Origin of the sequence: Mesorhizobium sp. M7D.F.Ca.US.005.01.1.1 (genome assembly GCF_003952545.1) — a bacterium.
Classification (GTDB): Bacteria; Pseudomonadota; Alphaproteobacteria; order Rhizobiales; family Rhizobiaceae; genus Mesorhizobium; species Mesorhizobium loti.
On sequence record NZ_CP034453.1, the window covers coordinates 89,793 to 114,895 of the forward strand.

General features: G+C 62.2%; 23 protein-coding genes and 1 tRNA gene. 4 read left to right on the top strand and 20 right to left on the bottom strand.

All coding sequences use genetic code 11. The features are described from left to right. Positions 1–97: 97 nt before the first annotated feature. The 9 genes from EJ076_RS00500 to rsfS all read right to left on the bottom strand — a co-directional run bounded on the left by EJ076_RS00500 (position 98) and on the right by rsfS (position 8,404). Positions 98–643 (bottom strand): nucleoside-diphosphate kinase, encoded by a 546-nt coding sequence (locus EJ076_RS00500; RefSeq protein WP_164548522.1) that lies wholly within the window; start codon positions 641–643, stop codon positions 98–100. 14 nt (positions 644–657) lie between these two features. After that, positions 658–1,074 (bottom strand): nucleoside diphosphate kinase regulator, encoded by a 417-nt coding sequence (gene rnk, locus EJ076_RS00505; RefSeq protein ID WP_109665418.1) that lies wholly within the window; start codon positions 1,072–1,074, stop codon positions 658–660. A gap of 276 nt (positions 1,075–1,350) precedes the next feature. After that, positions 1,351–2,490 (bottom strand): alanine racemase, encoded by a 1,140-nt coding sequence (gene alr / locus EJ076_RS00510; protein ID WP_126066767.1) that lies wholly within the window; start codon positions 2,488–2,490, stop codon positions 1,351–1,353. A 169-nt stretch (positions 2,491–2,659) separates the two neighbouring features. After that, positions 2,660–3,181, bottom strand: coding sequence for an RNA pyrophosphohydrolase (locus EJ076_RS00520; RefSeq protein ID WP_109664551.1), 522 nt, complete (start codon positions 3,179–3,181; stop codon positions 2,660–2,662). Between the two features lie 30 nt (positions 3,182–3,211). Beyond that, positions 3,212–4,393: a divergent polysaccharide deacetylase family protein gene (locus tag EJ076_RS00525; protein WP_109664548.1), complete on the bottom strand. Its 1,182-nt coding sequence runs from the start codon at positions 4,391–4,393 to the stop codon at positions 3,212–3,214. Between the two features lie 195 nt (positions 4,394–4,588). Beyond that, positions 4,589–5,920, bottom strand: a complete 1,332-nt coding sequence (locus tag EJ076_RS00530; protein ID WP_056586250.1) for a S41 family peptidase — start codon at positions 5,918–5,920, stop codon at positions 4,589–4,591. Next, complete coding sequence (locus EJ076_RS00535) at positions 5,921–7,276, bottom strand: murein hydrolase activator EnvC (RefSeq protein ID WP_109664545.1); 1,356 nt, start codon at positions 7,274–7,276, stop codon at positions 5,921–5,923. It lies immediately after the preceding gene. A gap of 184 nt (positions 7,277–7,460) precedes the next feature. Next, positions 7,461–7,943, bottom strand: coding sequence for a 23S rRNA (pseudouridine(1915)-N(3))-methyltransferase RlmH (gene rlmH, locus EJ076_RS00540; protein ID WP_126066768.1), 483 nt, complete (start codon positions 7,941–7,943; stop codon positions 7,461–7,463). Positions 7,944–8,026: 83 nt separating this feature from the next. Beyond that, the gene (rsfS, locus tag EJ076_RS00545) at positions 8,027–8,404 is read right to left on the bottom strand and encodes a ribosome silencing factor (protein ID WP_109664536.1); all 378 of its coding nucleotides are present in this window, start codon (positions 8,402–8,404) and stop codon (positions 8,027–8,029) included. A gap of 242 nt (positions 8,405–8,646) precedes the next feature. On the opposite strand from rsfS, the gene EJ076_RS00550 reads away from it, so the two are divergent. Beyond that, positions 8,647–9,498, top strand: coding sequence for a mechanosensitive ion channel domain-containing protein (locus EJ076_RS00550; protein ID WP_126066769.1), 852 nt, complete (start codon positions 8,647–8,649; stop codon positions 9,496–9,498). Here EJ076_RS00550 and EJ076_RS00555 read toward each other — a convergent pair whose 3' ends face one another. The 5 genes from EJ076_RS00555 to obgE form a co-directional block, all read right to left on the bottom strand. Beyond that, on the bottom strand, positions 9,499–10,791 hold the full coding sequence (locus EJ076_RS00555; RefSeq protein WP_126066770.1) for an MFS transporter: 1,293 nt from the start codon (positions 10,789–10,791) through the stop codon (positions 9,499–9,501). Between the two features lie 68 nt (positions 10,792–10,859). After that, a complete protein-coding gene (locus tag EJ076_RS00560) occupies positions 10,860–11,492 on the bottom strand; it encodes a nicotinate-nucleotide adenylyltransferase (RefSeq protein WP_245462945.1) in 633 nt (210 codons plus the stop codon). A 27-nt stretch (positions 11,493–11,519) separates the two neighbouring features. Further along, positions 11,520–12,806, bottom strand: coding sequence for a glutamate-5-semialdehyde dehydrogenase (locus tag EJ076_RS00565; protein ID WP_126066771.1), 1,287 nt, complete (start codon positions 12,804–12,806; stop codon positions 11,520–11,522). A gap of 3 nt (positions 12,807–12,809) precedes the next feature. Beyond that, positions 12,810–13,982 (bottom strand): glutamate 5-kinase, encoded by a 1,173-nt coding sequence (proB, locus tag EJ076_RS00570; RefSeq protein WP_126066772.1) that lies wholly within the window; start codon positions 13,980–13,982, stop codon positions 12,810–12,812. Between the two features lie 4 nt (positions 13,983–13,986). Further along, complete coding sequence (gene obgE, locus EJ076_RS00575) at positions 13,987–15,018, bottom strand: GTPase ObgE (protein WP_109664514.1); 1,032 nt, start codon at positions 15,016–15,018, stop codon at positions 13,987–13,989. A gap of 134 nt (positions 15,019–15,152) precedes the next feature. Here obgE and EJ076_RS00580 point away from each other — a divergent pair, with 134 nt between their 5' ends. Continuing rightward, positions 15,153–16,022: an endonuclease/exonuclease/phosphatase family protein gene (locus EJ076_RS00580; protein WP_126066773.1), complete on the top strand. Its 870-nt coding sequence runs from the start codon at positions 15,153–15,155 to the stop codon at positions 16,020–16,022. A 7-nt stretch (positions 16,023–16,029) separates the two neighbouring features. Here the strand turns inward: EJ076_RS00580 and EJ076_RS00585 are convergent, their stop codons facing one another. The 4 genes from EJ076_RS00585 to EJ076_RS00600 all read right to left on the bottom strand — a co-directional run bounded on the left by EJ076_RS00585 (position 16,030) and on the right by EJ076_RS00600 (position 18,341). Then, positions 16,030–16,560, bottom strand: a complete 531-nt coding sequence (locus EJ076_RS00585) for a GNAT family protein (RefSeq protein ID WP_126070941.1) — start codon at positions 16,558–16,560, stop codon at positions 16,030–16,032. Between the two features lie 21 nt (positions 16,561–16,581). Then, on the bottom strand, positions 16,582–17,169 hold the full coding sequence (locus EJ076_RS00590; RefSeq protein ID WP_164548523.1) for a GNAT family protein: 588 nt from the start codon (positions 17,167–17,169) through the stop codon (positions 16,582–16,584). Positions 17,170–17,289: 120 nt separating this feature from the next. After that, positions 17,290–17,559 carry a 50S ribosomal protein L27 gene (rpmA, locus tag EJ076_RS00595; RefSeq protein ID WP_027031700.1) on the bottom strand — a complete coding sequence of 90 codons (270 nt, stop codon included), beginning with the start codon at positions 17,557–17,559 and terminating at the stop codon, positions 17,290–17,292. Between the two features lie 98 nt (positions 17,560–17,657). Beyond that, a complete protein-coding gene (locus tag EJ076_RS00600; protein ID WP_126066775.1) occupies positions 17,658–18,341 on the bottom strand; it encodes a 50S ribosomal protein L21 in 684 nt (227 codons plus the stop codon). Between the two features lie 402 nt (positions 18,342–18,743). On the opposite strand from EJ076_RS00600, the gene EJ076_RS00605 reads away from it, so the two are divergent. Beyond that, positions 18,744–18,833: transfer RNA gene (locus EJ076_RS00605), tRNA-Ser, on the top strand. 114 nt (positions 18,834–18,947) lie between these two features. After that, positions 18,948–20,270 (top strand): integrase, encoded by a 1,323-nt coding sequence (locus tag EJ076_RS00610; RefSeq protein WP_063169217.1) that lies wholly within the window; start codon positions 18,948–18,950, stop codon positions 20,268–20,270. Between the two features lie 1,453 nt (positions 20,271–21,723). Here EJ076_RS00610 and EJ076_RS00615 read toward each other — a convergent pair. Together EJ076_RS00615 and ubiM are read right to left on the bottom strand one after the other, a co-directional pair. After that, positions 21,724–23,625, bottom strand: coding sequence for an EAL domain-containing protein (locus EJ076_RS00615; RefSeq protein ID WP_082826564.1), 1,902 nt, complete (start codon positions 23,623–23,625; stop codon positions 21,724–21,726). A gap of 175 nt (positions 23,626–23,800) precedes the next feature. Further along, on the bottom strand, positions 23,801–24,982 hold the full coding sequence (ubiM, locus tag EJ076_RS00620; RefSeq protein ID WP_024502870.1) for a 5-demethoxyubiquinol-8 5-hydroxylase UbiM: 1,182 nt from the start codon (positions 24,980–24,982) through the stop codon (positions 23,801–23,803). Between the last annotated feature and the right edge of the window lie 121 nt (positions 24,983–25,103).

Here is a 25,103-nt window from a genome sequence, read left to right on the forward strand (position 1 = left end):
TCCTTCAGGACGCCTTGGCCGCGACCGCATTTCCGATTTGCGCATGATCCCCGGCGAAAATCGATGCCGATTTTCGAGATCATGCACTGTTGCCCGTTCACGCCGCCGTGGGACCGGGGTCGTCATCCCCCTCTGTCTGCCGCATTCCGCATCTCTCGCCAAGAGGCCGCCAATCGGCTGCGGCGCTGTAGACGAGGGTGAGCCGATGCGGTCGTCGCACCTCGGCTTGGGATTTCTCCCTGACGGCCCGTCGCGCGGCCTCCGGCTGGTAGAGCACGGCCGCGATCAGGATCGACTCCCGCCTGCCGTCGGCCTGTTCGATCGATGCCGTCTGGCCCTCGGCCATGCCAAGCATGCAGAGCCCCCGCCTGGTCGTGATCGACAGGCTGGAGCCGACCGGCCCGCGCACCTCGTTTTGCACCAGGGTTCGGGTCTCGGCAGGGCCGGCATCGATACGAAACACCACCCTGCTGTTCAGCGTCACGATATCGGGTCCGACCGAATCGATCGGAACGACATCGGCTTTGGAGAGCTTGTCTGCAAGCATAGGAACGATCGGATCCGCGAAAGCCCGCCGACGCTCCAGCATGATCTCGAGGACGGCGAAGTCCTTCGTCGTCAGCCAGCATTTCGTACCTGTCATCACCGCCTCCATGATCAGGACCGCTGCTGGACGTAGGCCGGCGTCTCGACGGCTTCGACGATCAACGACAGTTCCCGGCCGCCACGACCGCTCCAGCACACTGTCTGCCCGATCGACGCGCCGATGAGCGCCGTCCCCATCGGCGTCAGCACTGAAATCCTGTTTTCTGTGATGTCGGCATCGCCGGGATAGACCAGTGTGATGCGCTCCCCGCCATCGCCGCGGATTGTCACTGTCGAGCCCATCCGCACCACGTTGGCCGGCATGGAAGCCGCCGCCGTGATGACGGCCCGATCCATCTCCGAAAGCAGCTCTTCGGCTGTCTCGGGCACGCGATCGAGCGACGCCCGCGCCAGGCCTGTCAGCCTGTTGTGGTCGGCATCGCTGACCAGAAGCCGGCTCGGTGGACGCAATCCTGCTGCATGTTGCATGGCAAACCTCATGAGTTGGCGCATCGAACAGATGCGCGCCTGCCGCCGTACTGGACGGCGGCTTGATGAAAAGCCGTCAGCCGCGAGGGCTGTCTGGCTTGAGAATGATGATGTCAGTTAGAAATGCCCCGGTTCGGACGGACGCCAAAAGGCGACCGCGCCGGGGCTACGATCCCGCGATCGGGCAGACCCTGAACAAGGTTCTGATATGGGCGAGGTTGCTCATGCCCGGAGCCTTGCTGACAGGCGTCCGCTTGTCAAGCGCGGCCAAACCGCTCAACCGTAGACATAGCGCCGATGAAAGCGCGGGCCGAGGCTGGTCAGGATCTCGTAGCCGATGGTGCCGGCATGGCCGGCAGCGTCATCGACGCTTTGTGAGGGACCGAGCAGTTCGACGAGATCACCCTCGCGGAGCTTGCCGGACGGCAAGGCGGAGATGTCGAGAATGATCGAATCCATCGACACCCGCCCGAGGAAGGGCAGGCGCGCGCCCTCGAACCAGGCCGCGGACGCCGCGCGTCGGTGCCAGCCATCGGCATAGCCCAGCGAGATCGTCGCAGCAGCGAGCGGGGCCACAGTGTGGAATGTGTGGCCATAGCCGACACCAACGCCGGCCTCCAGCATGCGTGTCTGGACGACCTTGGCCTCTAGCCGTACCACCGGCAGCATCGGGTTCGACCTGGCCGGCGTCGGATTGATGCCATAGAGCGCGGCACCGGGGCGTGCGAGATCGTAGTGAAAGCATGCCCCAAGAAAGATGCCGGACGAATTGGCGAGCGAGGCCGGCGCCGCCGGCAACATCTTGCGCAGCCCCTCGAATGCCAGTCGCTGCCGCTCATTGGCCGGATGCTCCGGCTCGTCGGCACAGGCCAGATGGCTCATCACGAAACGGATGTCGATGCCGTCGAAGGCATGCGGATCGGTGGCAACGCGCTCCACATCCCGGGGCGCCATGCCGAGCCGCGACATGCCGCTGTCGACCTGGATCGCAGCCGGCAGTTTTCGGCCGGCGCGGCGGCCCGCCGCGCGCCAGGCCGCCAATTGCCCCACGCTGTTGATGACGGCGCAAAGGTCCGCCGCCACGGCGTCTTGCTCGGCGCCAGGCGGAATGCCGTTCAACACGAAAATGGCGGGGCCCGGCCCGATCGAGCGGCGCAAGGCGACCCCTTCGCCCAGCAGCGCGACGAAGAAGATATCGCAGCCTTCGCCCAGCAGCGCCGCCGCGACCTGGCTGGCGCCAACGCCGTAGCCATCAGCCTTGAGCACACCAGCGCAGCGAACATTGCCCAACCGCGCTTTCAGCCGCCGGTAGTTTTCACGGATCGCACCGAGATCGATGGTGAGGACGGCCCCGGCCGCCACTTCGCTTGTGGCAGTGACCTCCTCGGGCAGCGACCTTGTGGGGACGTCGTTCATGGCGACCCTTCCAATGCATGTCGCCCAAAAGTGACTTCGGTTTTGGGACAACGACATGCATGCAGACAAAGACTAAAAGCGCGTTTCAGCGCGACGCGCTTTTGGTGGCGGATAGACACATCAATAGGACCGCCGGGCCGGCGCGGCAACCGCGGTTGTTGTATCGCGGCTATTGCGCCAGATGCCGGAACGCCGCCACCACGTCCTCATAGACATGGCGCTTGAACGGCACGACCAGGTCGGGCAAATCCTGCATAGGCCGCCATGCCCATTTGTCGAACTCGGCGGTGTGGCCGCCCGGCGGCGGATTGATCTGGATCTCGCCGACATAGCCGTGGAAGCGAAAGGCGAACCATTTCTGCGTCTGGCCGCGATACCGTCCCTTGAAGGCGATGCCGACGAGGTGGTCCGGCAAATCATAGTTGATCCAGTCCGGCGCTTCGGCCAGCAGCGAAACGCCGCGCATGCCGGTCTCTTCATAGAGCTCGCGCTCGGCCGCTTGCAACGGCTCCTCGCCCTTGTCGATACCGCCTTGCGGCATCTGCCAAAGCTGCGTCGTGCCGGCAAATTCGCTGTCCGGTTCGGCAATGCGATGCCCGACCCAGACCAGGCCCTCCGCGTTGAGGATCATCAGCCCGACACAGGGCCGATAAGGCAGCGTTTCGCGATCGACTTTCTTTGTCTTCGCCATCTGTCAATCTTCCAATCTGTTTTCCGATGGCTAGCCTTTTTGCGGGTCAATGGCCACCGCCGAAATGGGCACGATCTCAATGCCGCGCTTCTTGGCCTCGGCCGCCCAGGACGCCACCGTGTCGACGGTCAGGTCGAAAGCAGAGCCGATGCCGACGGCCGTGCCTTTGGCCCGCGCGGTCGCTTCGAGACTGTCGAGTTTCTTCAGGATTTCGCCGCGATCCTGCACCGCATCGATCGCCATGTCGCCGGAGACGAAGGGCACGCCGTCCTTCAGAGCCAGGTCCGGCGCCAGGCTGCGCGCCGACGAGCCGTCATCGATATAGGCGAGGCCGCGTTTGCCGAGCTCGGCCATGAACGGTTCCATCGCCGCCGCGTCGGCGGAAAAGCGAGCGCCCATGTAGTTCATGACGCCGGTATAGTTTGTCGTCCGCGACAGCGCCCAGTGCAGGTTCTTCAAATTCTCGTCCGCGCTCGCCGCCACCGTCAGCGTGTTGCGACCGGGGTTGACGTTCGGATAGTCGAACGGCTCGAGCGGCACCTGCATGACAACCTCATGCCCGCTTTGCCGAGCCGCCTGCATCCAGCGGCCAATGCTGTTGCCTTGCGGCGCGAAGGCCAGCGTCACTTCCGCCGGCAGCTTGGCGATGGCCGCCTGGGTGCCTGTCTGCGAAACCGAAAGCCCGCCGATGACGATCGCTACGCGCGCGCCGCGCCCGCCCGACCAGGGCCGCGCATAGACGTCGAACGGCCGTCGGCCATCGGCGGCGCGGACAGGCAAAGGCCCGGTATCGCTGGCTTCGATCAGCGCCTTGTCTGGAATATGCGCGATCTTCAGGTTCTGGCCGATGGTCGACGGGTCACGAATGACGATCGCTGCCCTGGGCGGGCCATCGCCCTCTTCCGTCTGCACATGGATGATCTGCGGCCCACCCGTCTTAGCCGGCACTTCCGGCTTCGGCGCCGCCACCGGGGCCAACGCGGACGGCGCGGCGGCAGGCGAGGCCGCCGCAGTCACTTTCGGCGTTGAAACGGCAATCTCTTGCGGCTTCCGAAACGGCTTTTCCCTGAGCGCGATCGCACCGGAAACGCCAATCACCGCCAGCACGGCCACGGTCGCGGTGATCGCACCGCCGTTGACCTTGCCGGCGGCGCGCGGCGACCGGACAGCCTGTCCGAGCGGGCGTTCGATGTCCTTGCCGATATCAGCCAAGCCTAATCCCCGGGCGCATGGCTTCGAAGACGAAACCGCTTCGAAAAGACATGCGCGAATTCATCCATCCTGGCGCACCCCTGGCGCCGTGTTTGAGGGCTTCGCCTTGCCCCGAATCAAACTGCCGGAACCTTTCGGTCCCGGCAGCATCGCATTGCTTCCATCAGGCGGCCAGACCTGTTGTTGGCCACGGGCCTACTGGTTGAGAACGGCCTTTTGCGGATTGGGCGGGAAGGACGGATCAGTCTTCTGGCCGCGCAGCAGCTGCTCGGCATAGATGAGCTGCAGGTCGTCCTTCGGATCCGGCGGCACATAGGCCGCCGACCCCGAACCGGTCGTGCTCTCGTCGGCGCCCTTGATATGGCCCTTGAGGTCGGATTCACCGCGCGTCAGGTCCCTGCCCTGCAGTTCCGGCGGCAGCGGCTGGTCGACCTTGATGTCGGGCGTGATGCCCTTGCCCTGGATCGACTTGCCGGACGGCGTGTAATAGAGCGCCGTCGTCAGCCGCAGCGCACCATTCTCGCCGAGCGGAATGATGGTCTGCACCGAACCCTTGCCGAAGGACTGCGTGCCGACCACCGTGACACGGCGCAGATCCTGCAGCGCGCCGGCGACGATTTCGGATGCACTGGCCGAACCGCCATTGACCAGAACGATCATCGGCTTGCCGTTGATGTCGTCAACCTGCTTGGGCTTGGCGTCGAAGCGGGTGACGTCCTTGGGATCACGGCCGCGCGTCGAGACGATCTCGCCGCGGTTGAGGAAGGCATCGGACACGCTCACCGCCTGGTCGAGCAGACCACCCGGATTGAGGCGGAGATCCAGAACGTAGCCCTTGAGCTTGTCGTCCGGCACCTGCTTCTTGATGGTGTCGATGGCGTTCTCGAGGTCGTCATAGGTCTTTTCGGTGAAGGAGGTGATCTTCATGTAGCCGATGTCGTTCTCGACCCGGAACTTGACCGCCTTGACCTTGATGATGTCGCGTACGACCGTCAGTTCGATCGGCTTGTCGGCGCCCTGGCGCAGGATGGTGAGCTTGATCGGTGTGTTGACCAGGCCACGCATCTTGTCGACCGCGTCGTTGAGGGTCAGGCCGCGAACCTCTTCGCCGTCGATCTTAGCGATGTAGTCGCCGGCCAGCACGCCTGCCTTGGCGGCCGGGGTGTCGTCGATCGGCGTGATCACCTTGACCAGGTCGTTCTCCATGGTGACCTCGATGCCGAGGCCGCCGAACTCGCCCTTGGTCTGGACGCGCATATCCTGCGCCTGCTCGGCGTTCATGTAGGAGGAGTGCGGGTCAAGCGAGGCAAGCATGCCGTTGATGGCGTTCTCGACAAGCGACTTGTCGTCGGGCGGTGTCACATACTGTGCCCGTACCCGCTCGAAGATATCGCCGAAGATCGCCAGTTGCTTGTAGGTCTCCGACCCTGCAGCGTTCGCCGCCGAGCCGGGTGTGCCATAGACAAGGCTCATGGCGGACGCGCCCATCAGCGCACCGGCAAACAGAAGCGACAGTTTCCGCATTATTCACGTCCTTCCAGAAAAACGGTCCGCCCACCATGGGGCCGGATCGACGGGTTTTCCATCCTTGCGGAACTCGACATAGAGTTCCGGCGTGGCATTTCCATTCTTCGAAACCGAGGTGCTCGCCACCCGGGCCTCTCCCATCGCGCCGATCGGCTCTCCTGCGAGCACTGACTGACCGGTCGCGACGCTGATTCTGCTCATCCCCGCCAAAACGACATGATAGCCGTCGCCTGCGTTAAGGATCAAGAGTTGACCATAGGAGCGAAACGGCCCCGCATAAAGCACATTCCCATCCGCCGGTGCGGTGACGATGGCTCCCGATTGTGTCGCAACCATGTCGCCAAGCATCACCGCGCCGTTACCGTCATCGGCGCCGAATCGCAGCTTGATACGGCCGGTCACCGGCAGCGCGATCTGTCCCTGCAGCGCCGAAAAGGGTGCCGCAGCGGCAAGTTGGTTGCTTTCCGGAACGGGCAGCGACGCCAGTTCCGCCGGCGCTGATGTCTCGTCGCCATCCGCCGTCTTCTGCTCGGCGGCCTTGGCGGCATCGGCAGCCTTGGCCGCATCGGCAGCCTTGCGGCTCTTGTCGGCTTGCGCTTCGAGCGAGGCGATCAACTCTTTCAGGCTGCCGGCCTTGGCCGCCAGCGCCTCGGATCGCTGCTTTTCAGCGGCCATTTGCGTTTGCGTGTCGGCTTCGAGCTTCTGCTTGGCCTCCAGCAGCATGCCGAGTCGCTTCTTTTCCGCCGCCTGGTCACCGACCGCCGCCGTCAGCCGCGCCCGTTCGGCCTCGATCGAGGCCGTGACCCGCGACTGCTCCTTGAGATCGGCGAGCAGGATATCTGTTTGCTGACGCAGTTCCGGCACCACGGCACCGAGCAGGATGGCACTGCGCACCGACGACAGCGCGTCCTCCGGCTTGACCAGGATCGCCGGCGGCGGGTTCAGCCCCATGCGCTGCAGCGCGCCCAGCACTTCGGCAAGCACATCACGCCGCGCCACCAGCGAGACACGTATCTTCTGCTCCTGGCCCTTCAGCCCTTCCAGCCTGGCGCCGATGTCCTCGATGTCCTGGCCGAGCTTCTGCTCGGTCATCGCCGACTGGATCAGTGCGGCAGTGATCGAGGCGTGATCCTTCTTGATGGTCGCGATGTCGGCGGAGAGCTTGGCCAACCGTTCCGACGACAGCGTGATCTCCTTCGAGACCCGTTCGTATTCAGCCCGGCTCTGGTCCGGATCGGGAGCCATGTCGAGCGTGTTTTCGGCCCGCCCCGCATGCAGCGACAGCACAAGCACCGCCGCCGCGATGCCGCAGCGCGCGCGCCATGAGCCCGTTCTCGATTTCCAGCCTTCAGACATCCGGTGTCGACTCTATCCGCGGCTTCGTTAACGAACCATCAACCATGTTTGAAAAGGCCCGTTCCCGAATGCATGTCGCCCAGAAGTGGTCCCGGTTTTGGGAAAACGACATGCATAAGACCAAAGGTCCAATCTGGCGCGGCATTGGGGCGGAAATCCGGGCAGGTCGCGCCAATTCACCGATTTACGAGCGATGGTAGGGATGTCCCGAAAGAATGGTGGCCACCCGATAAAGCTGCTCACCCAGCATCACGCGCACCAATTGGTGCGGCCAGGTCAGCAATCCGAACGACATCACCAGTTCGGCCTGGTCGCGCAGCGACTGATCGTGGCCGTCGGCGCCGCCGATGGCGATGACCAGCGCCTTGCGGCCACCGTCACGCAACAGGCCAAGGCGCCCGGCGAAGTCCTCCGAGGAAAAGCTTTTGCCGCGTTCGTCGAGAAGGATCAGCGCGGTGCCGGGCTGCAAATGCGTCTGCAGCTTCTGGCCTTCCTCGCGCCGCCGCTCGCTGGCGGTCTGGCCGCGCCCCTCGGCGATCTCGGCAATGCCGGTAAATTCAAGTCCCACCGCCGGGCCGCTCTTGGCGAAGCGCTCGAAATAACGGTCGGCGAGCAGCTTCTCGGGGCCGGCTTTCATCCGGCCCACGGCATGAACTGATATCTTCATCCTCGCCCCTGTAAGCCGCTAATGCATGTCACCAAAGTAGGAATCGGTTTTGGAACAACGACATGCATCAAAACAAAGGCGGCTTAGTGGAGGGTCTCTTCCTCGAGATCCGGCGCCTGCCACATCTTTTCGAGATTGTAGAATTCGCGGACTTCAGGGCGGAAGACGTGGACGATGATGTCGCCCGAATCGATCAGGACCCAGTCGGCGCCTGCCAACCCCTCAACGCGCGCAGTGCCGAGACCGGCATCCTTGATCGCTTTGAGAAGATGATCGGCGACAGCCGCAACATGACGGTGCGATCGGCCCGAAGCGACGACCATATAGTCGCCGAGGCTCGATTTCCCCTGGATGTCGATTGAGACAATATTTTCGGCCTTGGAGTCTTCCAGACTGGCAAGGACTGTCTTGATGGCGCGGGACACGGCGTCGTCTACGCTGATCCTGGCCGGCGAAGGCATGATATCGGCCTTCTTCCGCAGTGCTGTTCTCAGTGTATTTCCTTTCGCAGCAAGAACAACCAAATCACCCCCAAAAGCAGGTGACACCACTTAGATAGGCAGAGTTCCCTGACAGTTTCAAGACGGGACCCCGGCTCGCACCAACGTATTCTCGGTCCTGTGGTTTCGCCGCACGCTGGAAAAGATCGGAACCCTCGCCGCCCGCATGGGTTATCGGCTCACCGACCAACCGGAATCTTGCCATGCCGATCGACCCGCAAAACGCCCTTCTCACCGTCCAGGCTGGCCTCGCGCAGCTGAGTACGCTGATCGTTTCCTACTCCTTCTCGGCCATCGGTGCCGTCATCCTCTTGGTTGTCGGCTACATCATCGCCGGCCTTGCCGAACGTTCGATCTTCGCCGGCCTCGGCCATATCCATGGTTTCGATGCAACGTTGCGGCATTTCTTCTCCAAGATCGTCCGCTACGCCATCCTGATCCTCGTCACCATCATGGTGCTCGGCCAATTCGGCGTGCAGACGGCGTCGATAATTGCCGCGATCGGTGCCATCGGCCTGGCCATCGGCCTGGCGTTGCAAGGCACGCTGCAGAACATTGCCGCCGGCATCATGCTGCTGGCGCTGCGGCCATTTCGCATCGGTGAGTCCGTCGAGGTCGGTTCGATTGCCGGCTCGATCGAGGAGATCGGCCTGTTCGCGACCAAGCTCAGGAGCGCCGACGGCGTCTACATCCTCGCGCCCAATTCGACGCTGTGGAACCAGCCGGTGCGCAACTTCTCGCGCAACGGCGTGCGCCGCAGCGACATCGCGCTCAGCATCGGTTCATGGAACGACATCGACCGCGCTCAGAAGACCTTGCTTGCCATTGCCGCCGCCGAGCGACGGGTGAAGCGTGGGCCGGCACCGATCGCATTCGTCGCGACATTGGGCGAAAGCACCGTTTCGATTGCCTTGCGTTACTGGACATCGTCGGCTGATTTCTTCGCCACCCAGACCGATCTCACCAAGCGCGCCAAGCAGGAATTCGACTCGGAAGGCATATCGATCCCGCAGCCGCCACCGGAAGCGCCGCAACCGGAAGCCCGCCGGCAATAATCAGCTGCCCCTGTGTCGGTCCTGCTCGTCCGGCGCGAACGCAAGCTCCACCGGTAAAGGCGCCTGCGCCGTCATCGGTGCGAAACTGCCGGTTTCACCGGCAGGAACAGCCTGCGTCGTGAACACGCGCAGAAGCACGAACATGCAGAACGCAGCGGCGATGAGGATCGCCACATAGATGAAGGCCTGCGTTCCGAAGACAGCCGACAGCGCCGTCACGATGCCTGGCACGACGAAGCCCGACAGCGACCAGGCAAACAGCAGCGAACTGGACAGCGCCACCATGTCCTCCTTGCCGGCACGGTCGGAGGCATGCGCGCTGGAAAGCGAATAGATCGATTCCGAGGCGCCATCCCAAACGATATAAATCACCACCAGCGCCGCCAGCGCGCCGCCATCGAACCCGAGCGCGAACAGGCCGGCGACCATGGCGAGCGCGGATGCGGCGATCAGCACGTAGCGGCGGTCGGTGCGGTCGGAAATCCAGCCAAGCGGGATTTGCAGGATCAGCGTGCCGACCGGCATCGCCGAAAGCAGCAGCGCCACGTCTGCCTGGCTGTAGCCCTTGGCCGTGGCATGGATCGGAGCGAAGCCCGCGATCGACATCGACAGGCCGCCGACCGCCAGCATGCCGGCGACGCCGACCGGCGAAATCCGCCAGGCCCGGCGCAGCGCCACTGAAGCCGCCTGCGGCGCCGGCGGCTGGGCCAGCCGCGTCATCCCCACGGGAAGGATCGACAGCGCCGTGAAGACGATACCGATCAGCGGCGCATCCGCCGTCCTGATATCGACCAGCGCCAGCGTCGCATAGCCGACGCCGAGCCCGGCGACATAGGCAACGTAGAAAAACGCCATCACCCGGCCGCGAATGGCATTGGCAACGGCATCGTTGAGCCAGCTCTGCGCAACGATGAACAGGCCGCATATGGCAAAGCCGTAGAGTGCGCGGGCGGCGATCCACAGCAGCGGATGGACCCCGGCGCCGACAGCGGCATTGGCCAGCGCGATCAGCGCCGACAGCACCATGAAGGCGCGGGCATGGCCAACCCTTCGCACCAGCGGTCCTGTCAGAATGCAGCCGGCGAGGCCGCCAGCCGAAAGTCCGGTGATGATTAGCCCGGCCCAGGTCGGATCGAAACCCTCGGCGCCGAGCCGGACCGGGATATAAGCAAACATCAGCCCATTGCCGACGGCGATCAGCGCCATCGACACGATGACGCTGGCAATCGCGATCAGCGGCGTGGGCTCGGCGCCCTGCTCGGCTTCGCTACGGTTTTTCCTGGGAATCGACATGCCTGCTCAGGATTGCCCATGAAACGGGCAAGGGGAGCGATAAAAGCGACATGGCCGGGCGAGTGGGCTCACCCCTTCGCCAGCTTGCGGATCGCGCTCGACGACAGCGACGAGCGCGGGCCGTGGATGAAGGTCCAGGCCGGCGCCTTCATGCGGGCAAGCCGCGGCGCATCGCCCTCGTCGACGCGGGCATAGTCGAAGGTCTTGGCGACGACCGAAGACAGGAACGACAGCGTTGCTCCCGGGCGGTCGATGACGGCAATCGGGAAGGTCATGACGATCTCGCGCCAGCGCTGCCAGCGATGGAAATCGCGCAGACTATCCGCACCCATGATCCAGACGAAGTCGACGCCAGGATTGCGCGCCTTGACCAGCGCCAGCGTGTCGGCGGTGTAGCGGACATGATGGGCGGCCTCGAAGGCGGTGACCTTGATCTTCGGGTTCTTGGCGATCTGCTCGGACAGTTGCAGCCGTTCGCTGAGCGGCGCCAATTCCCTGGTGCTCTTCAGCGGATTGCCCGGCGTCACCATCCACCACAGCTGATCAAGCGCCAGGCGTCGCAGCGCAATCTCGGCGACCAGCGCGTGGCCGGCATGCGGCGGATTGAACGAGCCTCCGAACAAGCCAACGGCGAGGCCTTTTTCGGCGTGCGGCATCTTCAGGTAACGGGAGGGTACCGCCGGTTCGGAAGATGCCAGCATTGCCTCAGGCTCTGACGACGAAAAGCTTCAAGGCCTCACCTGTCCCGACCCGCGCACGCGGTATTTGAACGAGGTCAGCTGCTCGACGCCGACCGGTCCGCGCGCATGCATCTTGCCGGTGGCGATGCCGATCTCGGCGCCCATGCCGAATTCGCCGCCATCGGCGAACTGCGTCGAGGCATTGTGCAGCAGGATCGCCGAATCGATCTCGTTGAAGAATTTTTCGACCGCTTGCGCATCTTCGGCGACGATCGCCTCGGTGTGATGCGAGGAAAAGGTTTCGATGTGTTCGATCGCACCGCCGATACCGTCTACCAGCTTCACCGCGATGACAGCATCGAGATATTCGGTCACCCAGTCGGCATCGGTCGCCGGCTTGGCGTCGAAAAACACTTTCAGCACCTCGGCATCGGCATGGATTTCGCAGCCGGCCGCGCGCAAGGCGTCCAGGATCGGCACCAGATGCGTGGAGGCAACCGCCCGGTCGACCAGCAGCGTCTCGGCGGCACCACAGACGCCGGTGCGCCGCATCTTGGCGTTGACCGCAATCCGCACCGCCATGTCGAGATCGGCCGAGCGGTCGATGTAGAGATGGCAAATGCCTTCGAGATGCGCGAAGACCGGCACCCGCGCCTCGTTCTGCACACGTCCGACGAGGCTTTTGCCGCCGCGCGGGATGATGACGTCGAGCGAACCACCCAACCCCTTCAGCATCTCGCCAACGGCGGCGCGGTCGGTGGTCGGCACCAGCTGGATGGCGTCTTCAGGCAGGCCGGCTTCCTTCAACCCCTCGACCAGGCAGGCATGGATGGCGGCCGAAGAATTGAGCGAATCCGAGCCGCCGCGCAGGATCACCGGATTGCCGGCTTTGAGGCACAGCGCGCCGGCATCGGCCGTGACGTTCGGGCGGCTCTCATAGATGACGCCGACGACGCCAAGCGGCGTGCGCACGCGCTCGATATGCAGGCCGTTGGGCCGGTCCCATTGCGCGATCACGTCGCCGACCGGATCGCTGAGTTCCGCGATCTCGCGGATGCCGTCGGCCATGGCGCGGATGCGCGCCGGATCGAGCTTCAGCCGGTCCATGAAGGACACGGAAAGCCCGGATTCCTGACCATTCGAGACGTCGATGGCGTTGGCGTCGAGAATGTCCTGCTCACGAGTGACGATCACCTCGGCCATGGCCAGCAGCGCGGCGTTCTTGGCGGCGGTCGTGGCGATGGCCAGCGGTCGGGCGGCAGCGCGGGCGCGGCGGCCGATATCGGCCATCGTTGCTACGGTGTCATCCCCGGATTTTTCATGCAGCTTCAGCATGGCTCATCCTCCGCTTACGTTGCCACCGGCCAATACTTGGTCGCTGGCCCGTACTTGGTCACCAGAATGGCTCACCACAAGGTCGTCGCGGTGGATCATCGCCGAGCGCGCCTCGTAGCCGAGCACGGTTTCGATCTCGGCCGTCTTCAGACCTGCGATCCTTACGGCATCGGCGGCATCATAGGCAACCAGCCCGCGCGCGATCTCGCGGCCCTCGGGCGACAGGATCGCCACCGTGTCGCCGCGCGAGAAATTGCCGCTGACCAGCTTGACGCCGGCCGGCAGCAGCGACTTGCCCGACAGCAGCGCGCCGATGGCGCCGGCATCGACTGTCAGCCGGCCGGCAGGTTCGAGCTGGCCGGCGATCCAGGTCTTGTAGCCCTTGACCGGGTTGGCGCTCGGCCGGAAGAAGGTGGCACGCTCGCCGCGTTCGATCGCCATCAACGGCGACAGCCGCGTGCCTGACGTGATGATCATCGCGGTGCCGGCGGCGGTGGCGATCTTGCCGGCATCGAGCTTCGTGCGCATGCCGCCGCGCGACAGCTCGGAAGCGGCCGCACCGGCCATCGCTTCGATGTCGGGCGTGATGCGATCGACCACCGGAATGAATTTGGCGTTGGGATCGCGCGCCGGCGGCGCCGTGTAGAGCCCGTCAATGTCGGAGAGCAGCACCAAAAGATCGGCGCCCATCATGGTGGCGACGCGCGCCGCCAGCCGGTCATTGTCGCCATAGCGGATTTCGGAAGTCGCCACCGTGTCGTTCTCGTTGATGACCGGCACCGCCTTCATCTTCAGAAGCGTCGAGATCGTCGCCCGCGCATTGAGATAACGGCGGCGCTCCTCGGTGTCGCCGAGCGTCAGCAGGATCTGGCCCGACTTCAGGCTGCCCTTGCCGAGCGCATCCGACCAGGCGCCGGCCAGGGCGATCTGCCCGACGGCTGCCGCGGCCTGGCTCTCTTCGAGCTTCAAAGCACGCTTGCCGAGACCAAGGATTGTGCGGCCAAGCGCGATGGCTCCGGACGACACGACGAGGATTTCAGCGCCGCCCTGGGCCAGCACGGCAATGTCGTCGGCGAGCGAGGCCAGCCAGTCTCGCTTCAAGCCCGTCGTGCGGTCGACAAGCAGCGCCGAGCCGATCTTGACGGTGATGCGCCGATATTTTTTCAGCGACTGCATCGGTCTATCTGTCCCAGCGCGTCTCGACCGGGGCAGCGATCTGCGCACGCGCCTCGGCCACCACCGACATCAGCGCCCGCAACACTGCCTCGACACCTTCGCCGGTGACGGCGGACAACAGCATCGGCGCACGGCCGGCGGCGCGCTTCAGCGAGGCGACCTTCTTCTTGCGCGCATCGGCGTCGAGCGTGTCGACCTGGGAAAGCGCCACGATCTCGACCTTGTCGGTCAGGCCGTTGCCATAGGCCTCGAGTTCGGCGCGCACGGTCTTGTAGGCCTTGCCCGGATTTTCCTCCTGCGCCGAAACCAGATGCAGCAGCACGCGCGTGCGCTCGACATGGCCAAGGAAGCGGTCGCCGATGCCGACGCCCTCATGCGCGCCTTCGATGAGACCCGGGATGTCGGCGATGACGAATTCGCGCGCGTCGATGCGGGCAACACCAAGGCCGGGATGCAGCGTCGTGAACGGATAGTCAGCGATCTTCGGCTTGGCCGCGGTGACGGCGGCGAGGAATGTCGACTTGCCGGCATTCGGCAGTCCGACCAGCCCGGCATCGGCAATCAGCTTCAGCCGCAGCCAGATGTTGAGTTCTTCGCCCGGCAGGCCGGGGTTGGCGCGGCGCGGCGCCTGGTTGGTCGAGGTCTTGAAATGCTGGTTGCCGAAGCCGCCATTGCCGCCCTTGGCCAGGAGAAACCGCTGGCCGACCACGGTGAGGTCGCAAATCAGCGTCTCGTTGTCTTCTTCGAACACCTGCGTTCCCGCCGGCACCTTCAGCGTAACGTCGGCGCCCTTGGCGCCGGTCATGTTGCGGCCCATGCCATGGACACCGGTCTTGGCTTTGAAATGCTGCTGGTAGCGGTAGTCGATCAGCGTGTTCAGGCCGTTGACCGCTTCCAGCCAGACATCGCCGCCACGGCCGCCGTCGCCGCCGTCCGGCCCGCCGAACTCGATGAATTTTTCGCGCCGGAACGATACCGAACCGGCGCCACCGTCACCGGAGCGGATGTAGACCTTGGCTTGATCGAGAAATTTCATTGGATTGTACAGTTTCTACTAGTGGCCTTGCGGCATTGCTCTAAACCTTGGGCCTTGCTCTAAACCAAGGCGCGGCGAAGGGCGAGGCCGTTTTGTGACAATGGCCATGTGGGGTTGGCCGGAGAGACGTCGGAATGAAGCTTGTAACCTACAACATCCAGTACGGCATCGGCCTCGACGGGCAGTACGATGTCGGGCGCATCACTGATGCCGTGCGCGGCGCCGACGTGATCGCTCTGCAGGAGGTGACCCGCAACAATCCCAGGAATGGCGGCCGCGACATGGTCGCCGAGATCGGCGAGGCACTGCCAGACTATTTCGCGGTCTATGGCAGCAATTTCGAGGCCAACATCGGCTCCCACATCGAGAACGGCCGCGCCTTCACGAAAACCTTCCAGCTCGGCAACATGGTGCTGTCGAAGACGCCCATTCATCTGTCGCGCAATCTGCTTTTGCCGCGCAGCCGCAGCTTCGAGATGATGAATTTCCAGCGTGGCGCGCTGGAAGCGCTGATCGAGACGCCGCTTGGTTTCATCCGCTTCTATTCCATCCATCTCGATCACCGCAGCCCCGTCGAACGCGCCAGCCAGATCCAGTTCCTGCGCCAGCGCATGCTGAACTATGCGCTCGAAGGCGGCGCGCTGTCCGGCGTCGCCGAGATCGGCCTGCCGGAATTGCCGCATCCCGAAGCCTTTGTCGGCATGGGCGATTTCAACATGCTGGCCGGATCACCCGAATATGTCGAACTCGCCGGCCGGCCGGACCACGAATTCGGCATGCCGCTGACCGCCGACTTTGCCGTCGATGCCGCCTTGCGCCTGAACGCCACCGGCGACGATCTCATCAGCTGGGTCGACCCGAAACAACCCACTGACCCCAGCCGCCACAAGCGCATCGACTACATCTTCACCAGCGCTTCGCTTGCCAAATCCCTGCAGCGCCTGTGGGTCGACCGAAAGGCGACCGGTTCGGATCATCTGCCGGTGTGGGCTGAACTGGGCTGATGGCTCTTCATCCGGCTGCGTTTTCGCGTTCGACGATCGCCATCATGATGGTATCGCGGTATTCCCCGTCGATAAGGACGGCGTCGCGCTGCACGCCCTCCCTGACAAACCCGACCTTGTCGTAGAGAGAGATGGCGCGAGCATTGTCGGAATGCACGGAAAGCTCGACGCGGACAAAGCCGGTCTTGCGTGCCTGCGCCAAGGTCGCATTGATGAGCCGTAGCCCGAGGCCACGCCCCCGATAGGAAGGAATGATCCCCATTCCAAGCGTGCCGCGATGCGCATGGATGAGCCGGTCATAGCGTGAGATGTCGCACCAGCCGACGACCTCGCCACGAACAACGGCCACGAACCCCGGGTCGCCTCTGCCGATACGGTCCATTGCGAAGCTTCTGACTTGATCCAGCGATGGCGCCTCGAGGAAGGACAGGTACTTTCGCTCGCGCGCTACGACATCGAGCGCGCGATGAAAGCTTTCGACATCCCCAGGCGTCATCGGCGCGATCGCGGCCGTTTCAATATCGCTGTTGTCGACCATTGGCTTGACCGTCGTCATCCATCAGAAATGCACCCAGTTCCGCAGGCTGGTCCAGGTCTTGCGATCGAGCCGGTAGCGCTCGACCGGCACCTGGCCGGCGACGATCGAATTCAGCATGCCCTGGCCGGCATACTGGAACCCGCACTTGTGGATGACGCGGCGCGAGGCCGGATTGATGACCCGCGTCGAGGCATGCAGCACCTGGATCGACGTCCTCTGGAAGGCGAGATCGACCAGCGCATGCGCTGCTTCGGTCGCATAGCCCTTCTTCCAGTAGGGCTCTCCGATCCAGTAGCCGAGCTCCAGCCCGCGATCGGTGGTGTTGAGACCGGCGCAGCCGACGAAGGTGTCGGTGCCGGCCAGCGTCAAGGCATAGGCGATGCCGGCCCGGCGCGACTTGGTCATGGCCAGGAAAGAGCGCGCCTCGGCCTCGCCATAGGGGTGCGGCATGCGGGCCAGCATTTCGGCGACATGGCGGTTGTCGGCAAGCTCGACCAGTTGCGCGATATCGCCCTCGTGTGGCGCCCGCATCACCAGCCGCTCGGTGACCAGCACCGGGCAGTCTATCGCGTAACTTTCGTCATCTGAGTCTTCCGCTTCGGCAACCATTTGAAAGTCCTCCAGGCACAAGAAAAAGGGGAGATGGAAACCCATCTCCCCTGATCCTTTTCCTGGCTTTGCCAGACACCGGTTCCCGAGATGGGCGCCGGTGTTCTAGTGCGGAACCGGCTACTCCGCGGCTTTGGTAATCGGGTTGACCGATACGTAGGTTCGGCCGTTGGCTTTTTTATTGAAGGTCACGGCGCCAGATTCGAGCGCAAAAAGGGTATGATCCGTGCCGATGCCGACATTGACGCCGGGATGCCACGTGGTGCCGCGTTGACGAATGATGATGTTGCCCGGGATGACGGCTTCGCCGCCGAACTTCTTCACGCCCAGACGCTTGGAATGCGAGTCGCGACCGTTGCGCGACGAGCCGCCAGCTTTCTTGTGTGCCATCTAACTAACTCCGTTGCGCCGCAAGGCGCCTAAAAGGCCTTATGAACGCGTTCGCGTTCCGTTTCAAGTCCGATCCGGCGAGCTAATCGCCAGAAAAATTACTTCGCCGCCAATTCCTTGGCCTGCTCGCGCCAGTCCTTGATCTGGTCGGCGCTGAAGGGCATGTGCTCGTCGATCTTGGCGACATCCTTGTCGGTCAGCTTGGCGAGCTGAGCGAAGGTGATGATGCCCTGCTCGTTGAGATCCTTGGCTGCGACCGGGCCGATGCCCTTGATCACGGTCAAATCGTCCGGCTCACCCTTCGGCGCCTTGAACAGCGGCGCTGCCGCGGTCTCGGCTGCCTTTGCCTCGGCTGCCTTGGCCTTGGGCTCCTTCTTCGGCGCGGCTTCCGCCCTCGCCTCGGTGGCGGCCTCTGCCTTGGCTTCCTTCTTCGGCGCCTTGACCGCTGCCGTCTTCGTCGGCTTGGCACCACCCAGCAGGATCTCGGAGATCCGCACGGTGGTCAAAAGCTGGCGATGGCCGATCTTGCGGCGCGAATTCTGCCGACGGCGCTTCTTGAAGGCGATGACGGTGCGGTTCTTGCCCTGCTCGACGACTTCGGCGGTGACCACCGCGCCGTCGACGAACGGCGCGCCGAACGTGACATTCTCGCCCTCGCCATGCGCGAGAACATGGCCGATCTCGACCATATCGCCGACATTGGCTTCGACTTTTTCGATCTTCAGGAGATCGTTGGCGGCAACGCGATACTGCTTGCCACCCGTTTTAATGACTGCGAACATTTTTTGCCTTTCGCTGTTCGGTCGGCCTTGATGAACCGCCTGAGGCAGTTCAGCCGTCTTTTTGTCAGTCTGCGGGTTCAAAAAACAAGCGGCGCGGAAGAACCCTCCACGCCGATTGCGCGCTGTCCCTAACCGAAGGTTGAGTGCGAGTCAAGGCAAACAGCCACGCCGAGACTGTTATTGGCCGGCAAGCAGCGGCCGTGTCGACAGCACCGCACCGCGCTGTCGTCGTGGAGGCAAGGATGCGTGGCAGGTCGGCAATCCGCCTCGGTCTCCCCGCACCAGACTCGCTATGAATCCGCCGCTTGCCGGGCAAGCCAAATAACTCACGGATTGGCCTTGTAACCTGCCCGTTCAGCCGTTATCTAGTGCGCCGCGCCGGCAACGGCCGACCATGACCGCGGAGAGGTGGCAGAGTGGTCGAATGCACCGCACTCGAAATGCGGCATGGGTGCAAGCCCATCGGGGGTTCGAATCCCTCCCTCTCCGCCATTTAGCTTCCATAAAAATCCTTTCCTTTCAAAAGCTTCCTTGTTGCGCTTGACCAGCACGAAGCGAAACATATCTTAGACTGTGTAACAAACTGTGTAACATTAGAGAAAGATAATGCGACGTTCCGCAGCGCCAAAGCCGCATAAACGTGAAGGCATCTGGTATCTCGTCCGCAGGGTGCCGAAGGAATTCGCGGCGTTTGATCGCCGCTGCCTAGTACGCATTTCCACGGGCGTCGCCGTGGCTGACGATCCCCGCGGTGTACGGGCGCGAGATGCAGTGCAAAGCCTCGGCGCGGGGCTGGAGGCGTATTGGCGTAGACTGCGGGAAGGCCAATCCGCCGAGGCGGGGCTGCGTTTCGAAGCCGCGAGGAAGCGCGCGCGGTCATTTGGATTGGCCTATCGCACTAACGAGGAACTAGCAGCGGGGCCGCTCGACGAACTCATGGCCCGTATCAAGCTGCTCCTCGACAAAAAATCGATCGAGGACGCGCAGGACGTCTCGGCCGTCATGGGTGGGGAGAAGCGGCCAGCGGTCCGCCTGAGCGGTCTTATCAAGGAATTCGAGACGATCGAGCAACAGAACTTGCTGACCATGTCGCCCAACCAAATCAAGAAATGGCGTAACCCCAAAAAGCGCGCAGTTGCCAATCTGGTTGGAGTCATTGGCGACAAGGAGATCGCAAGCCTCACTCGGGACGACGCAATCGCGTTCCGCGAGTGGTGGCAAAAGCGGATCGTTGAGGATGGACTTGATATCGGTACGGCCAACAAGGACATCGGCCATGTTTCGAAAATGCTGCGCGTCGTCGATCTGACTCACCAGCTCAAGCTGGAGCCGGTTTTTCGAAACCTGCGTCTTTCCGGCGCCGTCCCCGGGCAACGCGCTGCGTTCACAGCGGAGTTCATTCAGGAGAAGATACTCGCTGAAGGCGCGCTCGACGGACTCAATGACGAAGCCCGCCATCTAATCTATGTGATTGCCGATACCGGACTCAGGCTTTCTGAAGCGGCAAACCTCACCACCGAAACAATCCACCTCGATCGAGAAATCCCGCATGTGCGGGTGCGCCCCAATGGCCGTCGCTTGAAGACCGGTCATTCAGCCCGTGACATTCCCTTGGTTGGCGGCGCACTTGCAGCCATCAAGCTCCATCCGGACGGCTTTCCTCGTTATCGCGACAAGGCCGCGTCACTTTCAGCGCTCGTCAACAAGGTGCTCGCCAGCAAGGAACTTCTGCCGACTTCCGAGCATAGTCTTTATAGCCTGCGACACACTTTCGAGGACCGGCTGACGGCAGTTGAGGCGCCGGAGAAGGTAATTGCTTCTCTGATGGGCCACAAATGGATCCGGCCCAAATACGGCGCGGGACCTTCGTTAGCGCAAAAGCGCGAGTGGCTCCAAAAAATCGCTTTTACCCCGCCCGGGCGAATGTGATTGCGGCGCCATCCAGGCCTTGAGAACCAACCTCACGGCTCCAGCTGTCCGAGCCATTTAGGTTGAGCGTGGCCAGCACGCGCTGCGCTCGCTCGCGATTTCCGAGCTTCCGCCGCATTTGTTCGACCTCGTATTCCAGCCTTTCGAAGGTCGGTATATAGGCATCTCCATGCCGGATGACCAAGTAGGCGGCAACAGCTAGACACCATTCTAGCTCCGTGGCCGATGGATCGGAAAAAGGGGCGACGCCATACCAAGACGAGCAACGCCTCTCGAGGGCTTCCGAACTAGGCAAACGGCCAGCATGTGGCATGGGAAAGAAACCTATGCCTGATCGACGAACCTAAAGTGCTCACGAAGCTTGACCGGTACGCGGGCCATCGGAGGGTTCTGCCTAAAACCGCCAAAAATTTTGAAACACCCATTCATCCGGCTCGAATTCAAAGGGATCGGCGATTTTTGGGTTATGGCTTGCAAGCATAGTTCAGCCCAGACAAGAACGCCTGATATCTTGTCGTGCACTGTCACCCTGCCAAATATGGTGCCGGCGACAACGGCAGTTTGGCGAGCAGAAGAATTCCCGAGACTGAGACGTTCTACGGCTTGGCCCATGTTCGCGCTCCTCCTCGATTGGAGACAGGATGGGCCATATGGAAGCGAATAAAAGGAGGTTGGTGACGAGTCTCGGTAGTGGAGTAGAAACGGGTGGAAAAGCTTGCGCTATTCGCCATCGGCGCCGCTAAGCGCATTTGAGAGAAGGGGCAGCGATCGCCAAGAGATGACGTCCGATCGCAAGCCGGCTAGAAATGCGACAGTGACGCGCCTTTTTTGGCACGACCTTAGCACCCGATCGGGCCTCAGCTGGTCGTCGTTGCGCAGCCGATCGGGTGCGATTTTTATAAAGCTCTCTTGGCTTTAGCTTTGAGAGCCCGTCATCGAGACAAATGCAAGGGAACGGTCCGCCCCCTGGGGACATTCGACATGCCGTGGCAGCTTCCTATGGTGAGCCAGCGCATTCCGATACACGTTTTCCGCGCTCTACCGTTGCTCCAGCACCTGTGCTGAGGCTGAGCGCTTGATCAGGACCCGACCGCTGCTGTTGCGGGATGGTGACTGGGTTGAGGTCGCGAAGACCTTGACCGCGGGTACGTTGTTCATCCCGATGAGCGCTGAGCCGAGAAGCAGCCAAGAACGCTTCCCGTAATCGAATCCTACGGGAACCGCGAAACCAGCGTCCAAAGGACGCAATTCTCCGACGTCGTTCACTCAAGCTCATCTCGCAACTTGAACGCTTGTATGAAGCCGCTGCATGTGCGCCGGTGGACCGGATTGCTGCTATCCAAACCACGTGCTCAGTTTCGCCCCCGTAATAACTCTACCGTCCGAAACGGCTTTCGCGCGTCAGGTCCACCCCACATGAAAGTTCCGCGAGCAGCACGGACGGAGAGGCCGGTCACAACTCCTTCGCGTGCTCTTTTACTACCGAATCAAGTGCCAAATGGAGAGGCACTGCCTTAGAGAACAGGAAGCCCTGCGCGGTTCTGCAGCCAAGCTTGTACAGAGTTTGCCGATCTGCCTCTGTTTCAACGCCCTCGGCCATGACCTCGATCCCGAGCGTCCTACCAAGATCAATCACCGCTTTGACAAGCAGCCGATTCTCCCGGGACTTGGCTAAGCCGCGAACGAAGCCCTGATCTATTTTCACCTTCCTGATCCGACTGTCCTTGAGCGATGCCAACGTCGAAAAACCGGTGCCGAAGTCATCGAGCGCGATAGAAATGCCAGCATGTGAAAGCCGGGCGAGCTTTTCATCCACTCTGTCCGGATCCACTGGGGCTTCTTCGGTAATCTCGATGTCGAACATCGTTGCAGGGAGGTCTTTTGCCGCCAGACCATTAAGAATCATCTCGTCAATATCGCCAGCTTCCAACTCGCACGGTGAAACATTCATCGCCACACGAACATCACGACGGTCAGCTTTGACCAAGCCCTCGATAAGAGCGCAACAGTCGGCGAATACCGTTTGAGTTAGCAGCTGAAGCATTCCAGTTTCGCGTGCCGCTGTCATGATCTCGGGCGGAGAAATGGGACCGTGAAGCGGGTGAGACCATCTTAGCAAGGCTTCAAAACTGACGACGGCTTCAGTTTCGAGTCTTACGATTGGCTGAAACCAAGCGACCAAGCTTCTCATCGTTATCGCCGAATGAAGATCGCGTTCGATTGACTGGCGGCGTTGCAACTCCCGGGCTAGCTCGGCATCGAACAGACAAAATTCATTCCTGCCGCGGCGCTTAGCTGTGTAAAGGGCGATGTCGGCCCGCAACAACATTTCCGTTAGTCCGGGGTTTTCAGCCAAGTAGATTCCTATAGACGCTCCAATGCGGACTGATGCGATCCCAGGATAGGGGCGAGCAAGCTTGGCTATGAGATTGGACGCGAGATTGGTGGGAGAAGGAGAATTCTTTCGCGAAGAAAAAACCAGCACGAATTCATCCCCACCGATGCGGGCGAGCGTTGAGCCCTCCGGTGCTTCTTCCTCTATTCGGCGGGCGATCCTGGCAAGCAGCTCGTCACCCGTTCTGTGACCGTAGGTATCGTTGACAGATTTGAACCCGTCCAGATCAATCAGCATGGCCACAAAGGGTCCATCGGTGTTCTCAAACTGATCGATTGCATGTTCGAGGCCCCGCCTGTTGAGGAGCGCGGTAAGATGGTCCTCCCTGGAATTGCGCTCCATTTCCGCGGCAAGCCGCTCGGCTTGATGTCTCAGGCGGCTCGCGTCACGGAAGCGCGCTTGTCCAACGAACGAGGATCGAACCAGGCCGCCCTCGAAAAGCAGGACGGCAAAAGCCAGAATGTAGTTTTCCGGGGCTCCCTTCGTCAGCAAACATGCGGCGGCAATGAGGAGTGGCGGTGTGATGAAGCATATCGCTGCCGCAGCATATGAGCTGCCGTACGTGACCGCGCCAGCTGAAATGCCCGCCAGAATTATTAGATGCAGCGATGCTTGAGACGTCGTGTATCCAGCCGTTAGGACGGCAAGGAATGACCAGGTGAATCCCGCCAGAAGAGCAAGCCTGCCAAACCAGCGAAGCCGCAGCCAAACCCGTGTCAGATCATCCTGGACTCCGGGTTCCTTCAGCTGATGACGGGCGAGTGCAAGGCGGGCGGCATTTATCGCATTAACGACCGAAAACCAGGCCGCGCCAGCAAGACCGTTCCCGGAAAGGGCCTGCACGGTCAAAATCAGCCCGGACAGCACAATGCTTATCGGCATTGAGACGAAAAGGCCTGCCCTCAGATCAGCGAGCTGGTCCTGAAGGATTCTCGCCTCCAGCGGATCTTCTTTTTCCAAGGCTGGACGGGTCAGCTTGCTTACTCCTGCTTGTCCGCAGCCTATGCAGCCCCCCTGAAGGACGGGTTAATTCTTCAATCGGAGATCAGCGTCGGGGAGCAGGATTACTCCGGTGCATCATGCACTCTCTCATCGCTCGCCCAGCACGCGCAAAAATGCGACTGCTGGTGCAGTATCACCGCTGGAGCTCCGCCGAAATCCCATGCCGGACAAGGGGAACATGTTGGGCAAAGCGAAGCCCCAGATGCCTTGCAAGCCGTGCCGCCAGGTGGTCTCTGGAGTAGAGTCCAACCAATATGTTCGTTGCATGGTAGAGCGGCGCCGCCGACAGGCGCAGCCGCCTTTCGTATATATGCAGCATGTCGGGGTCGCCAACATTGCGGCCGTCGCGGCACGCAGTCATGATTCCACGGGCGAGTTGCTTCTGGCTGCTGAGACCGATGTTGAATCCGTGAGCGGTCACCGGGTGCATGCCGATGGCAGCGTCGCCGATGAGTGCGGCGCTCGGCGCCCGGAATTTGTGCGCCCAGGTCGTGACCAGCGGATAGGTGTGGCGCTTGCTTGCCAAGGTCATTTTTCCAAGGCGCCCTCGACACCGTTTCGTCAACTCCGACAGGAACAAATCATCATCGAAGGCAAGCAGTCTATAGGCCTCGTTTGAGCGCAATGTGAGCAGCAGCGACGACATGCCCTCCGCGAGGGGCAATATCGCTATCGTCTGATGGTGATCGAACCATTCGATGGCGATCTGGTGGTGGGCGCGCTCGTGCCTCACTCGGCAAATCAGCATCGAGTGGCCAAGCCGGTTGATATCGGCGCCGATGCCTAGCAGATCACGCGTGGCGGACAAACGCGAATCCGCGGCAACAACCAGCCGAGCAGTTAAACGCGCGCCATTAGAGAGCGTTACGACTGCTCCTTCTTGGCTGTTTGTTGCATCGACGACCGAGTGGCCGCACAACAGCCGGGCGCGATCCTGCAAGCGGACGATTTTGAACAGCGCCTCGCGGATCCGGCAATTTGGAACCAAAACCCCCAGCGGTTCTCCAGAGTTGCTGGGAGGATCGAAACGAAGAGCGAATGCGCTCGAGCCGTTGAGCACGCGCGCGCCTTGAAGTGCTGATTTGTCCGAAGCCGGGATGACATCCCAGGCGCCGAGCTCGCGAAGGGTTCTGATCGAAGCGTTGGTCAGCGCGATTTCGCGACCATCGAAAGCCGGATTCGCCAGACTATCGAATGTGTTCTGTTCAACAACTGCCACCTTGAGTTCGCTTTGGGCAAGCGACGCAGCGAACGAAAGGCCGACCGGGCCGGCTCCAACGACAACGATGTCAAAATTATCGTCAGAGCCCATCAGCGTGCCGCCATCCGGTCGCCTATCCTCGTGTAACGGTGGAACTGAGCCGAGTGACATGAGCTCCGTGCCCGCCGCATTGCCTAAAGGCGCTGGGCCGGGAGATTCGCATCGATCGGCAACG

What these genes read in the sequence shown, in the direction of transcription:
- proB (WP_126066772.1), bottom strand. Translation starts at nt 13,982, where the DNA reads ATGCAGTCGCTGAAAAAATATCGGCGCATCACCGTCAAGATCGGCTCG.
- rlmH (WP_126066768.1), bottom strand. Translation starts at nt 7,943, where the DNA reads ATGAAGATATCAGTTCATGCCGTGGGCCGGATGAAAGCCGGCCCCGAG.
- rpmA (WP_027031700.1), bottom strand. Translation starts at nt 17,559, where the DNA reads ATGGCACACAAGAAAGCTGGCGGCTCGTCGCGCAACGGTCGCGACTCG.
- rnk (WP_109665418.1), bottom strand. Translation starts at nt 1,074, where the DNA reads ATGCAACATGCAGCAGGATTGCGTCCACCGAGCCGGCTTCTGGTCAGC.
- EJ076_RS00500 (WP_164548522.1), bottom strand. Translation starts at nt 643, where the DNA reads ATGACAGGTACGAAATGCTGGCTGACGACGAAGGACTTCGCCGTCCTC.
- EJ076_RS00585 (WP_126070941.1), bottom strand. Translation starts at nt 16,560, where the DNA reads ATGGTCGACAACAGCGATATTGAAACGGCCGCGATCGCGCCGATGACG.
- EJ076_RS00565 (WP_126066771.1), bottom strand. Translation starts at nt 12,806, where the DNA reads ATGCTGAAGCTGCATGAAAAATCCGGGGATGACACCGTAGCAACGATG.
- obgE (WP_109664514.1), bottom strand. Translation starts at nt 15,018, where the DNA reads ATGAAATTTCTCGATCAAGCCAAGGTCTACATCCGCTCCGGTGACGGT.
- EJ076_RS00580 (WP_126066773.1), top strand. Translation starts at nt 15,153, where the DNA reads ATGAAGCTTGTAACCTACAACATCCAGTACGGCATCGGCCTCGACGGG.
- rsfS (WP_109664536.1), bottom strand. Translation starts at nt 8,404, where the DNA reads ATGCCTTCGCCGGCCAGGATCAGCGTAGACGACGCCGTGTCCCGCGCC.
- EJ076_RS00520 (WP_109664551.1), bottom strand. Translation starts at nt 3,181, where the DNA reads ATGGCGAAGACAAAGAAAGTCGATCGCGAAACGCTGCCTTATCGGCCC.
- EJ076_RS00535 (WP_109664545.1), bottom strand. Translation starts at nt 7,276, where the DNA reads ATGTCTGAAGGCTGGAAATCGAGAACGGGCTCATGGCGCGCGCGCTGC.
- EJ076_RS00560 (WP_245462945.1), bottom strand. Translation starts at nt 11,492, where the DNA reads ATGCTGGCATCTTCCGAACCGGCGGTACCCTCCCGTTACCTGAAGATG.
- EJ076_RS00610 (WP_063169217.1), top strand. Translation starts at nt 18,948, where the DNA reads ATGCGACGTTCCGCAGCGCCAAAGCCGCATAAACGTGAAGGCATCTGG.
- EJ076_RS00600 (WP_126066775.1), bottom strand. Translation starts at nt 18,341, where the DNA reads ATGTTCGCAGTCATTAAAACGGGTGGCAAGCAGTATCGCGTTGCCGCC.
- EJ076_RS00590 (WP_164548523.1), bottom strand. Translation starts at nt 17,169, where the DNA reads ATGGTTGCCGAAGCGGAAGACTCAGATGACGAAAGTTACGCGATAGAC.
- EJ076_RS00555 (WP_126066770.1), bottom strand. Translation starts at nt 10,791, where the DNA reads ATGTCGATTCCCAGGAAAAACCGTAGCGAAGCCGAGCAGGGCGCCGAG.
- EJ076_RS00550 (WP_126066769.1), top strand. Translation starts at nt 8,647, where the DNA reads ATGCCGATCGACCCGCAAAACGCCCTTCTCACCGTCCAGGCTGGCCTC.
- alr (WP_126066767.1), bottom strand. Translation starts at nt 2,490, where the DNA reads ATGAACGACGTCCCCACAAGGTCGCTGCCCGAGGAGGTCACTGCCACA.